This is a genomic window from Streptomyces sp. NRRL F-2664 (assembly GCF_000719345.1).
Classification (GTDB): domain Bacteria; phylum Actinomycetota; class Actinomycetes; order Streptomycetales; family Streptomycetaceae; genus Streptomyces.
The window spans coordinates 105,515-117,598 of record NZ_JOFX01000018.1; the positions used below are offsets into that span (position 1 = coordinate 105,515).

The 12,084-nt window shown below is 72.6% G+C and carries 10 protein-coding genes; 5 read left to right on the forward strand and 5 right to left on the reverse strand.

The window, feature by feature from the left end; translation table 11 throughout:
* Positions 1-86 precede the first annotated feature (86 nt).
* Together IF89_RS0117730 and IF89_RS0117735 are read left to right on the forward strand one after the other, a co-directional pair.
* Positions 87-728, forward strand: coding sequence for a ScbR family autoregulator-binding transcription factor (locus tag IF89_RS0117730; RefSeq protein WP_030768422.1), 642 nt, complete (start codon positions 87-89; stop codon positions 726-728).
* A 259-nt stretch (positions 729-987) separates the two neighbouring features.
* Complete coding sequence (locus IF89_RS0117735) at positions 988-1,419, forward strand: VOC family protein (protein ID WP_030768425.1); 432 nt, start codon at positions 988-990, stop codon at positions 1,417-1,419.
* A gap of 129 nt (positions 1,420-1,548) precedes the next feature.
* Here the strand turns inward: IF89_RS0117735 and argG are convergent, their stop codons facing one another.
* Positions 1,549-3,000: an argininosuccinate synthase gene (argG, locus tag IF89_RS0117740; RefSeq protein WP_030768428.1), complete on the reverse strand. Its 1,452-nt coding sequence runs from the start codon at positions 2,998-3,000 to the stop codon at positions 1,549-1,551.
* A gap of 174 nt (positions 3,001-3,174) precedes the next feature.
* Here argG and IF89_RS0117745 point away from each other — a divergent pair, with 174 nt between their 5' ends.
* From IF89_RS0117745 to IF89_RS0117755, 3 genes are all read left to right on the forward strand, one after another.
* Positions 3,175-3,894: a hypothetical protein gene (locus IF89_RS0117745; protein WP_030768431.1), complete on the forward strand. Its 720-nt coding sequence runs from the start codon at positions 3,175-3,177 to the stop codon at positions 3,892-3,894.
* Positions 3,895-3,958: 64 nt separating this feature from the next.
* Positions 3,959-4,297, forward strand: a complete 339-nt coding sequence (locus tag IF89_RS0117750; RefSeq protein ID WP_030768434.1) for a PadR family transcriptional regulator — start codon at positions 3,959-3,961, stop codon at positions 4,295-4,297.
* Positions 4,294-5,187 (forward strand): hypothetical protein, encoded by an 894-nt coding sequence (locus IF89_RS0117755; protein WP_051807186.1) that lies wholly within the window; start codon positions 4,294-4,296, stop codon positions 5,185-5,187. The genes IF89_RS0117750 and IF89_RS0117755 overlap by 4 nt, the downstream gene beginning before the upstream one ends.
* Positions 5,188-5,253: 66 nt before the next feature.
* Here the strand turns inward: IF89_RS0117755 and IF89_RS0117760 are convergent, their stop codons facing one another.
* The 4 genes from IF89_RS0117760 to IF89_RS0117775 all read right to left on the reverse strand — a co-directional run.
* The gene (locus IF89_RS0117760; protein ID WP_030768440.1) at positions 5,254-6,042 is read right to left on the reverse strand and encodes a class I SAM-dependent methyltransferase; all 789 of its coding nucleotides are present in this window, start codon (positions 6,040-6,042) and stop codon (positions 5,254-5,256) included.
* Between the two features lie 275 nt (positions 6,043-6,317).
* Positions 6,318-7,160 carry a dienelactone hydrolase family protein gene (locus IF89_RS0117765; RefSeq protein WP_030768443.1) on the reverse strand — a complete coding sequence of 281 codons (843 nt, stop codon included), beginning with the start codon at positions 7,158-7,160 and terminating at the stop codon, positions 6,318-6,320.
* Positions 7,161-7,248: 88 nt separating this feature from the next.
* The gene (locus tag IF89_RS0117770) at positions 7,249-9,681 is read right to left on the reverse strand and encodes a SpoIIE family protein phosphatase (protein WP_051807187.1); all 2,433 of its coding nucleotides are present in this window, start codon (positions 9,679-9,681) and stop codon (positions 7,249-7,251) included.
* On the reverse strand, positions 9,678-12,084 hold a 2,407-nt coding region (locus tag IF89_RS0117775), incomplete at its 5' end, for a response regulator (protein ID WP_030768448.1). The genes IF89_RS0117770 and IF89_RS0117775, both read right to left, overlap by 4 nt.

Below are 12,084 nucleotides of genomic sequence, written 5' to 3' on the forward strand. Positions count from 1 at the left end.
ACTGGTTTTCTTTCAGGTCACCCGATTACATTGACGGGCACACCGCACCAGAGACCGCGCCGACAGGCACCCGGGAGGACGACCACGTGGCGAGGGCCAGACAGGAACGGGCCGAGATCACCCGCCAGGCCATCCTCGACGGCGCGGCCGTCGCGTTCGACGACAACGGCTACGAGGGAACGAGCCTGAGCGATGTCGTCAAGCACGCCGGAGTCACCAAGGGAGCCCTCTACTTCCACTTCCCGTCCAAGCAAGCACTCGCCCGCACGCTGATGGACGAGCAGTTCCACATCGCCGAGCAGGTTCCGACGACCGGGGACCCGGGACTGCAGACCGTCATCGACCTCACCCACCGGATGGCCCACGGCCTGCGCACCGACGTCCGTGTCCGCGCGGGCATCCGACTGGTGGTCGAGTTCGGCTCCTTCACCCACCCCGACCCCACGCCCTACGACACCTGGATCGACACCTGCCGCAGCTGCCTGAAACCGGCCCAGCAGAGCGGTGACCTCCACGCCGCGCTGGACGTCGACGCCCTCTCGGCCCTCCTCGTCGGAGCGTTCACGGGTATCCAGGTCACCTCGCACGTCCGCACCCGCCGCCAGGACCTCCACACCCGCGTCACGGACCTGTGGAACTTCCTCCTCCCCACCATCGTCCCCGTGAACCGGATCGCCCGATTCCACCCCACCGGCACCCCGCAGTCACCCGGCTCCCCCACCGACTGACTTCACCGCACCGCACCGCACCAGGGCGGCCTCGCACACGCCGTGGCGAACCACGGGGGTGCTCGCCACGGCGTGCCCGAGACCGCCCTGCCCCCCACCTCACCGACCGCACGACCTCACGGCCGCCCGCCCGAACAGCCGTTCGCAGAACGACCCGGTCAGGCCCCGGCGGGCGTTTCGACGTGCACGACCGGACGGCATGGGCGACCGTGGACCCGCCACAGGCGCCACCCCACCCCGACGTCTCCGGGAGACACCCGTGAACTGGACCATCGAAGTCGTCCCCGTCCCCGTCACCGACCTGGACCGCGCGAAGGAGTTCTACGCCGGGAAGATCGGCTTCGACGTCGATCTGGACGACGAGGTCGCCCCCGGAGTACGCATCATCCAGCTGACCCCACCGGGCTCCCGGTGCTCCGTGGCGCTGCTCCAGGGGATGCCCACGCCGCCCGGCGCCCAGGTGATGGCCCCGGGCACCCTGCACGGACTGCAGATCTGCGTGACCGACATCGAGGCCGCTCACGCCACCCTGGCCGAGCGCGGCGTGCCCGTCTCCCCGGTCCGCCACGTCGGCGCATCGGGATGGGAGGAGGGCAAGGGCGGCACCTGGAACTCCTTCCTCACCTTCACCGACCCGGACGGCAACGGATGGGTCGTCCAGGAGGCCCCGTCCGACCTGAGCGAACGCTGACCGCCCGCCGCGGGAGCCGGCGCCCTGCCGCCCCGCGGCCGCAGCTGCGTGACCGGTCCCGGACGTACGGCGGCGGGCGGCGCGGCCCGTGGTCCGGGTGCGCCGCCCGCCGCCGGGGCAGGGCCGGCGTCAGTCGGTACCGAACTCCATCGCGGCCCGGTCGAGCATCTGCTCGTCGTCGCCCTCGGCCCGGCCGCGGGAGGCGATGACCTCGGCGCCGCCTTCCGGCATGGCGCCGATCAGGCCCGTCGAGGCTGCCTGGGCGGCGCCGATGAGCGTCTCGTGGGTGTTGCCGACGATGCCGAGGGCCGCGTACTGCTCCAGCTTCGCCCGCGAGTCGGCGATGTCGAGGTTGCGCATGGTGAGCTGGCCGATCCGGTCCACCGGGCCGAAGGCCGAGTCCTCGGTGCGCTCCATGGAGAGCTTGTCCGGGTGGTAGCTGAACGCCGGGCCCGTGGTGTCCATGATCGAGTAGTCCTCGCCGCGCCGCAGCCGCAGCGTGACCTCGCCCGTGACGGCCGCGCCGACCCAGCGCTGGAGGGACTCGCGGATCATCAGCGCCTGCGGGTCCAGCCACCGGCCCTCGTACATGAGGCGGCCGAGGCGCCGGCCCTCGTTGTGGTACTGGGCGAGGGTGTCCTCGTTGTGGATGGCGTTGACGAGGCGCTCGTAGGCCGCGTGCAGCAGCGCCATGCCGGGGGCTTCGTAGATGCCGCGGCTCTTGGCCTCGATGATCCGGTTCTCGATCTGGTCGGACATGCCGAGGCCGTGCCGGCCGCCGATGGAGTTGGCCTCCATCACCAGGTCGACGGCGGAGGCGAACTCCTTGCCGTTGATGGTCACCGGGCGGCCCTGGTCGAAGCCGATGGTGACGTCCTCGGCGGCGATCTCCACCGCGGGGTCCCAGAACCGCACACCCATGATCGGCTCGACGGTCTCCACGCCCGTGTCGAGGTGCTCCAGGGTCTTGGCCTCGTGCGTGGCGCCCCAGATGTTGGCGTCCGTGGAGTAGGCCTTCTCGGTGCTGTCGCGGTAGGGGAGGCCGTGGGCGAGCAGCCACTCCGACATTTCCTTGCGGCCGCCGAGCTCGGTGACGAAGTCCGCGTCGAGCCAGGGCTTGTAGATGCGCAGGTGCGGGTTGGCCAGCAGGCCGTAGCGGTAGAACCGCTCGATGTCGTTGCCCTTGAAGGTCGAGCCGTCGCCCCAGATCTGGACGTCGTCCTCCAGCATCGCGCGGACCAGCAGGGTGCCGGTGACGGCGCGGCCGAGCGGCGTGGTGTTGAAGTAGGCCCGGCCGCCGGAGCGGATGTGGAAGGCACCGCACGTGAGCGCGGCCAGCCCCTCCTCGACCAGCGCGGCGCGGCAGTCGACCAGGCGGGCGATCTCGGCACCGTACGCCGAGGCACGGGCGGGCACCGACGCGATGTCGGGCTCGTCGTACTGACCGATGTCGGCGGTGTAGGTGCACGGGACGGCGCCCTTGTCGCGCATCCACGCGACCGCGACGGAGGTGTCGAGTCCGCCGGAGAAGGCGATGCCGACGCGCTCGCCGGTGGGAAGGGAGGTGAGGACCTTAGACATAGGAAGAGTATGCAGCCTCTCGCATGTTCATGCAATCCGGGCGGGCGTGTCGTCCTCCTGGGCACGCCGAAGGACGTGTTGGACCGCGTCGTCGGCGGCTCCCCCTCGCACGTGCCCGGGGTGGACAGGCGTGTGATCATGTCGTCGGCACAACCAGCACCTCATGGGGGGACCATGCGCACCCGTACCACCACCGCCACGACCGGCCTCGTCACCGCACTCGCCGTGGTGCTCGCCCTGGCGGGCTGCAGCACGGCTCCGGACAGGGGCCGGCCGGGGGCATCGGGCCCGACCGCGTCGGCGCCCGCCCCGGCCGGTCCGGGTGGCGGCTCCGGGTTCGAGGGCCCTCGGCCGCAGGACCAGAACCTGCTGGCATGGACCGGGGACCCCAACGACGCCGGGCACGTCACCGCCCAGTCCTCGGCAGGGGTCGGCGGCCGCATCACGCTGGTCCGGATCGTGCTGCGCGAGCAGATCACCTGGTCCAACATCTGGTTGGGGCTGGCCGGCCTGGACCCCAACGCCCAGCTGGCCGACTGCTACCTCGGCGTGTACGACGCCAAGGGCACGCTCGTCGGGTCCACCGCCGACATCTCGCCGCAGCTGATGACGGACGCCATCGCCAAGCCGCTGCCCCTGGCCAAGCCGTTCACGGCCGCGCCCGGAACCTACTTCATCGCGCTGCTGCTCAACGGCACCTGGGCCACCAATCTCCTCACCCTGAAGTCCACGGGCGCGGGCATCTCCGTCAACGCCGGGCTCACCCCGCCGAACCTGCGGTACAGCAGCATCCTGACCGGCCAGACCTCGCTGCCGGCCACCGTGAACCTCGGCGAGCAGTCCACCGCCACGATCAACACCGGCTGGGCCAGCCAGTGGTACGCCGTCTCCTGAGCCGCTACGGCACCCGGCGGCTCGCTCGGACGACATATGCCGGTCGGTGACCTACCATGCGGGCATGAGTGATCGCGCCATGCAGGAACCGACCCTCCTCCTCCTGACCGCGCTCGCGGACGAGCCCCGACACGGGTACGCGATCGCCCGGGAGGTCGAGCTGATCTCGGGCGGCCGGGTCAAGATGCGCACGGGCACCCTGTACGGGGCGTTGGAGCGGCTGCTGGGCCAAGGCCTGATCGAGATCCGCGAGGAGCAGATCGTCGACAGCCGACTGCGGCGCACCTACGGCCTCACCGCCGCGGGCCGGGAGAGCCTGGCCGCCGAGGCGGAGCGGATCGCGGCGACCGCCCGCGAGGCCGCCCGCAGGCTGGGCGTCTCCGGCAGGGCGGCCACGGCGTGAGCCTGCGCCTGCTGCGCCTGTACCCCGCGGAGTACCGCCGCGCCTTCGGCGACGAGGTGGCCGAGGCGTACCGGGAGGCGACGGAAGGCGCCGGGCCGGTCGCCAGGCTGCGCGAGGCCTGCGACATCGTGGCGCACGCGGTGCGCCTGCGGTTGCGGATCGGCTCCGCGCACCGGGGCGGGCACCTCCTCGCAGCCGCTGCGCCGTTCCTGCTGGCCGCGACGGGCGCACGCGCGGCGTTCCTGCTCGCCTCGACCCTCAACCGGGCCTACACCACCGGCCGGACCGATGCCGAGGGGCCGCTCGGCCACGCGCTGGTCGCCTGCGACGTGCTGACCCTCGTCGGCGCCGTCCTCGCGCTCGGCGGCCGCTACGCCGTCGGGGCGCGGTGTGCGTTCGCCGGGGTGGTGGGCACGTCGGCCTGCCTGCTCACCGCATCGCTGCCGGGGGCGCTGGAGATGCCGCTGGAGCACGCGGCGTACCTGGTGCCGCCCCTGGTGATTGCGGCGCTGCCGCTGCTGTGTCCCGCGGACCTGCGCCCGCCGCGCCGGATCGCCGGCACGGCGGGGCTGGCGGCGCTGCTGGTCTGGACACCGACGGCGGTGGCGATCCTCGCCCTGGTGGACGCGCACGGGGTGGCGATGTTCCCGCTGTGGCGGTTCGCCGTACCGGTCGCCGCGCTGCTGGTCCTGGCGGGGCGGCCGGCGCTGTCCGGGACCGGTACGGCCGGGCGGTTCGCGTCGGCCGTGGTGCCGTTCCTCGTCCTGGGCCACTTCTGCGGGGTGGTGGGCGAGGCGAACGCCGTGCCGTGCCTGGTGCTGCTCGCGGCCACGGGTGTGGCGGTGCGCGCGTGGCACCGTCGGAACACCGGTGCGGCCGGGCGCGCCTGACCGGCCGCCCGGGCGGCCGGCTCGGGCCTCGGCGGGCGCAGGGCTCCCGGCTCCCGACTCCCGGGGTCAGACGTCGGCGCCGATGGCGCTGACGCGGATCTTGGACTGGCCGTGGCCCAGCTCCTCCCAGTCCTCCATGAAGCGTGCGGCCAGGCCGTGCCGGGCGGCGAGGTCGAGGAGGGTCTGCGTGCGGTAGTAGAAGTCCTCGCGCAGGACCTGGTGTTCGGTGCCGGTGGTGCGGTCGAAGGTGAAGTCGAAGTGGCCGCCCGGCGCGAGGACGCGACCGACGTGCGCGAGGCATTCGTCGATGACCTCGATGGGCGAGTGCGAGAAGACACTGTGGGCGTGCACGACGTCGAAGTAGGCGTCGGGCAGGAAGTCCAGCGTCAGGTTCCTGGTGATCGTCAGGTGCGGCACCTTGGCCTGGAGCCCGCGGTCGGTCAGCGTCTGCTTGGCAGCGATGAGGATGTCGGGCGAGATGTCGATGCCGTAGTAGTGGCCGGCGTCGAGGTAGTCGATGAAGCGCCAGCCGGCGCGGAGGTTGCCGCAGCCGATGTCGAGCATGCGGGCGTCGGGCTTGAGTCCGTGGTCGAGCAGGTAGTCGAACTGCATCTTCCCGAGGGCGAGCCAGCGTTCGTGGGTCTGGCTGCCGACGGCGGCCTCGGGGTTGCGGCGCGTGTCCGAGGCCATCACGGCCCGGTAGTAGCTGACGTGGTCGGGGTGCTTGAAGGCCAGCCAGCGGTCGCGCGCCGCGCGCTTGAGGTACGGGGCGATGCGGTGCGGGCGGCGCGCCGCGTAGCGGACCTTGTGGACGAGGGATTCCCGGTTGGCGGTGAGGTTCTTCCTGGTGGCCATGAGCACTCCGTCTCGTCGCAAGGCGAATTCCCGGTACGGCTGCAGGCCGGAGCCGCCGCCACCCGGAAGGATCTTCAGCCCCCACCATACGTCGGTCACCGACATATGCACATCACTGGAGCATGACGCACGGACGAATCCACCGACGCAGCAATGGCAGGTTTATGGCGATATGACCAGATTGCCACTCATCGCCGCCGCACCCCGCGCAACGCGCCCCAGGGCCCGTCGCAGTCGGGGCCGGCCGGGTGGCCGCCGCGTCCGCCGACGGGGCGTCAGTCGGCGGTTTCGGAGCGCCCTGCAGGCAGGAGGCGGGTGCGCAAGAGGTCGAGGACCGCGTCGAGGGCCTGGCGGGTGGGGTGCCCGGGTGCGTCGACGAGGTGCTCGGTCAGGACGGAGTGCGGCGGCAGGGCGCTCGCCGGGTCGGCGTCGGCGTCGTCCAGTTCGACCGCGACGAAGGCGTCGCCCAGTTCGCGCCGCAGGTACGCGAACCGGTCGGCCGGGACCAGCCGGTCGCCGCGGAAGCGCAGTCCCATGACCTGGAGCCCCTCGCGCTCGCAGCGGCCGCGGACCTCGGCGAGGTCCTCCGGGCCGATGTCGATGGCGGCTGCGCGGGCCGGCGTGCAGGGCAGCGGCAGCGACGGCTGGGAGAGGACGGGGGCGACGAGGCATGGGTCCGTGGCCATGGCCAGGGCGAAGCCGCCGGTCAGGCACATGCCGACGGCGCCCACGCCGGGGCCGCCGCACCGCTCGTGCTCTGCGGCGGCCAGGGCGCGCAGCCACCCGACGATCCGGGAACTGCGGCCCGTGGCCAGCAGGGTGAACTCCCGGCTGACGCAGACCCGCGCCATGGTCGACGCCAGGTAGCTGCCGCTGCTCGCCCAGCCGACGTTTCGGGGGTCGGGGTCACGGCCCGGTCGGCCGAAGAGCACCGGAAGCACGGCGGTGCAGCCGGAGGCGGCCACCCGGCGGGCGAAGTCGAGGACCTTGGGGGTGATGCCCGGGATCTCCGCCATGACGATCACGGCGGGGCCCGTGCCCGCGCGCAGCACCTGGCGGGTCGTACCGTCGTGCGTGAACGAACCTTCGGTGAAGCCGGTCAGGTCGTGGTGCGGCACGCGTTCGCCCCTTCCGTGGACGCTGCTGGACCGCGCTCAAGTTACCGGCAGGTAGGACCTGGTGGTAGACCCCGTTCCCGGCCCGCTCTCAGCCCACCTGGATGCCGATCAGGCAGGTGTCGTCGTCGGTGTCCGACCGGCTCCCGGCGAGCAGGTGGTCCAGGCGCGCGTCCAGGTCCCCGGCGCCTGCCGCGGCGGCGTTCACGAGGTGGCCGAGCGAGTCCTGGACCGAGGAGTCGCGTCGTTCCACCAGACCGTCCGTGAACATCAGCAGGGTGTCGGCCGGTTCGAGCCGGACTTCGCGCTCGCGGTAGGCGACGTCGGGCAGGGCACCCAGGAGCAGTCCCTCGATGAGCGGGAAGGCCTCGGCACGGCCGCCGCGGACGAGCACGGGCGGCAGGTGGCCGGCGCGCGCCCAGCGCAGCACCCGTGTGCGCGGGTCGAAGAGGCCGCACACGGCGGTGGCGGTGACGTGCTTGGCCAGGTGGTGGGTGACGGTGTTCAGCCACGACAGCAGCTGGCCCGGCCCGGCGCCGGTGACGGCCAACCCGCGCAGGGCATTGCGCAGCACCACCATGCCGGTGGCGGCCTCGATGCCGTGGCCGGCGACGTCGCCCACGGACAGCATGATGAGGCCGGAGGGCAGGACGACGGTGTCGTACCAGTCTCCGCCGACGAGCGACTCCGTCTCGGCGGGCCGGTAGCGCACCGCGACGCGCAGGCCCGGGGCCTCGATGGCCGGCGGCGTGGGCGGCATGATCGCGTGCTGGAGTTGGAGGGTCAGCCGGTTGCGTTCGGCGGACTCCGCCTCGGTGTGGGCGAGCTGGTCCCTGGTCGCGGCCAGCGCCACTTCGGTCCAGTGCTGCGCCGAGATGTCCTGGTAGGCGCCGCGCACGGCGTGCAGGCGCCGGTTCGCGTCGAGGACGGGCTCGGCGACCACCCGGATGTGCCGGGTGATCCCGTCGGGCCGCTGGAGGCGGAAGTTGACGGACGAGGGCCGGCGGTGGTGCAGCAGTGCCCGCAGGAAGCTGCCGAGGGCGGCGGAGTCGTCCGGGTGGGCGTGGTCGGGCAGCTCTTGCAGCCGTACCGGGGGCGCACCGCCCGGGAGTCCGTGGAGGGCGTAGAGCTGGGCGTTCCAGGTGGTCTCGCCGGTGGCCAGGTTCTCCTCGAAGCCGCCGATGCGGCCCAGGCGCTGGGCGTGCTGGAGCAGGTTGGCCAGCCGGGCCGTCTCGTCCTCGACGCGCCAGATGAGCAGGACGGCCGCGCCGTGGCGGCTGACGCTGATGTCCGCGACCGAGGTGAGGGTGATCTGGTCGACCAGCGCCGTGAGGCTCATGCGTTCGGCCCGGAAGGGCTCGCCCGTCGCGTGGACCCGCTCGATGATGTCGAACAGCCCGTTCTCGGCGGCGGCCATCGGGTAGGCCTCCAGCAGCAGGGCGCCGTTGACGTCCCCGCGGGGCCGGCCCGCGGGGTCCACGAAGCGGCTGCCGGCGTGCCGGATCCGGAAGTCGGTCAGGCCCCCGTCGGGGCCGAGGACCGCAGTGAGCACCACCGCGGGGTCCTGGAGTCCCTCGGCGAGGTCGATGAGTTCCGCGACGTCCGGCAGCACCGCGTCGGCGGCCGTCGGATCGATCGGCGGGGTGGTGTCCATCGTGCGGGCGCACAGGTCGGCGAGGGCCTCGACCTGGCGCTCGATCTGCGGCGGCTGCGGTGCCAGCGGGCCGGGCCAGCAGATTTCGAGGACGCCGTGGACGCGTCCGCCGGTACCGGTCGGTACGGCCATCCGTCCGCCGTCGGGCCACTGGAGACGGCCGATCGAGGGCAGTCCGGTACTGGCGAGCCGCGGCAGGGTCACCAACCGGCGCTCGCGCAGCGCGAGGCCGGCGACGGTGGAGACACCGGGCGGTACGTGGCGCCAGCGGACGGCCTCCCGGGGCGGGAACCCGGCGTGGCCGGCCAGGGCCAGGGAGCCGTCCGGCACGGCGGTCCACACGGCGACGGCGACGGCTCCCAGCGGTCCCAGGGCGTTGGTCAGGAGGGACTCGGCCACGGCCTGGGTGTCGGAGGCCGCGGCGAGCACGCCGCTCTCGGCGGTCCGCAGCCGCACCGACACCGTGGAGTGCCCGCTGGGGGCTTCGTCGCCGCCGGCACTGCCGGTGCTCTCGACGAACGCGGCGGCGATCTCGCTGACGTGGTCGCGGGCCGCCTGGTTGACGATGTCGGCGGCGAGTTCCAGGCGGGAGGTGCCGCTCTCCCGGCAGAGCACGTCGAGCTGCCGGGCGGCCGCGGCCGGCGTGCAGTTCAGCTGCCCGATGAGGATGCCCTTGGCCAGCTCGACGAGGGCCCGGCCGTCGGCCGTGGCCTGCGCCTCCAGCACCTCCCGGCGCAGCCGTTCCACGGTGGCGACAAGGCGCCCGAGCGGGGTCGGTGACTGGTGCGGGATGGCGCAGGCGGTCTGGCCCGGGGCCGGAGCCGACGGCGGGTGCACGGCGCCGCCGCCGTGTGTCGTGTCCCCGGTCATCGGGTCAGCCAGTGCCGGACGCGGGCGATGAGGTCGTCGGCGTCCACCGGTTTGGTGACGTAGTCGCTGGCCCCCGCGGCGAGGCTCTTCTCCCGGTCCCCGGGCATGGCCTTGGCGGTGACGGCGATGATGGGCAGCGCCTCGTAGGCGGGCATGCGCCGGATCTCGGCGGTGGCCGCGTAGCCGTCCAGTTCCGGCATCATCACGTCCATCAGGATCAGGTCGACGTCGGCGTTGCCCGTGAGGGCGTCGATCCCCTTGCGGCCGTCCTCGGCGTGGAGCACACGCATGCCGTGCAGTTCCAGGACCCCGCTGAGGGCGTAGAGGTTGCGGGCGTCGTCGTCGACGACGAGGACGGTGCGTCCGGCCAGGTCGCCGTCGGGCACGTGGGTGTCCTGAGGTCGGCGGGCGTCCGGGTGCACGAGCGGCACGACGTCCCCGGGCTGTTCGGCCGACAGGTGGAGGGCGATGCGTTCGCGCAGTTCGTCCAGGCTGGAGAGCAGTTCCACCCGGCGGGACGCGGCCCGCTCCCGCAGCGCCTCCTCCTGGCCGGTGCTGACCCGGGGGTTGTTGTGGGCGAGGACGGGCAGCGAGGAGAGGGCCGGGTCGCCGTCGAGCGCGTCGAGGAAGCGCAGCGCCTCGCCGTCGGGCATGTCCAGTTCCAGCACCACGCAGTGGAAGGCGTCGGAGGCCAGGGCCGTGGCCGCCTCCCGTGAGCTCGTGGCATTGACGACCTGGATGCCGCCGGTCTCCCCCGGGGCGTGGGGGTGGGGGGCGAAGTCCCGGTCGGCGCTCTCGGCGACGAGGGAGAGCAGGCCGTGGGGCCGCTCCTCTATGACCAGCAGGCGGCGGATGCGCCGCTGCGCCGGGATCGCGGGGGTGTCGTGGCGGCCGCTTGCACCCGCCACGGGCGTGCCCTCCGGCGCGGGTGCCACGGCCGCGTCGCCGGCCGGTTCGTCCGCGAAGTCCGCCCGGCAGACCGGCAGATAGAGGGTGAAGGTGCTGCCCTGGCCCGGGGTGCTCTCGGCGGTGACGGCGCCGCCGAGGAGCTGTGCGATCTCGCGGCTGATGGAGAGCCCGAGGCCGGTGCCGCCGTATTTGCGGCTGGTGGTGCCGTCGGCCTGCTGGAAGGCGCCGAACACGGACTCCAGCTGCTGCTCGGGGATGCCGATGCCGGTGTCGCGCACCCGGAAGGCCAGCACGGGGCCGCGCCGGGAGACCCCGGCGGGGATCTCGGGGGCCGCCGCCGGTTCGATGCGCAGTTCGACACCGCCGCGCTCGGTGAACTTGACGGCATTGGACAGCAGGTTGCGCAGGACCTGGCGCAGCCGCGAGTCGTCGGTGAGCAGGTCGGCGGGCGCGTCGGGAGCGGTAGTGACGGTGAAGTCGAGGCTCTTCTGGGTGGTCATGGGCCGGAAGGTGGCGTCGACGTACTCCAGCAGCTGGGGCAGGCGGACCCGTTCGGGGTGGATGTCCATCTTGCCCGCCTCGACCTTGGACAGGTCGAGGATGTCGTTGATCAGCTGGAGCAGGTCGGAGCCCGCCGAGTGGATGATTCCGGCGTACTCGACCTGCTTGGGGGTGAGGTTGCGGGTGGGGTTCTGCGCGAGCAGCTGCGCGAGGATGAGGAGGCTGTTGAGCGGGGTGCGCAGCTCGTGGCTCATGTTCGCGAGGAACTCGGACTTGTACGTGGAGGCCAGCGACAGCTGCTGCGCCCGGTCCTCCAGTTCCTGTCGGGCCTGTTCGATCTCCAGGTTCTTGGCCTCGATGTCGCTGTTCTGGCTGGCGAGGAGGGCGGCCTTCTCCTCCAGCTCGGCGTTGGAGCGCTGGAGCTCCTCCTGCTGGACCTGGAGCTCCTCCGAGCGGGCCTGGAGCTCGGTCGTCAGCCGCTGCGACTCGCCGAGGAGCTCATCGGTGCGGGCGTTGGCGACGATCGTGTTGACGTTGGTGCCGATGGTCTCCATCAGCTGGGTGAGGAAGTCGCGGTGCACGGGGGTGAAGGCTCCGAAGGAGGCCAGTTCGATCACGCCGAGCACCTGGTCGTCGACGACGATCGGCAGGATGATCAGGCTGCCCGGGGTGGTGTGGCCGAGCCCGGAGGAGATGATGTAGCCGCCGGGGACCCGGTCGGTGGCGATGATGCGGCGGCTGCGGGCCGCCTGCCCGACGAGGGACTCCCCGAGGGCGAACCGCGTGCCCTCTTCGCAGTGCGCGGGGCGGCCGTAGGAGCCTACGAGGGTGAGCACGGTCCCGCCGGAGGCTTCCTCGGCGAGGTAGAAAGCACCGTACTGGGCGGCCACCAGCGGGGTGAGTTCGTCCATGACGAGCTCGGCGACGACGGCGAGGTCCCGGTGGCCCTGCATCAGACCGGAGATCTGCGCGAGGTTGGACTTGAGCCAGTCC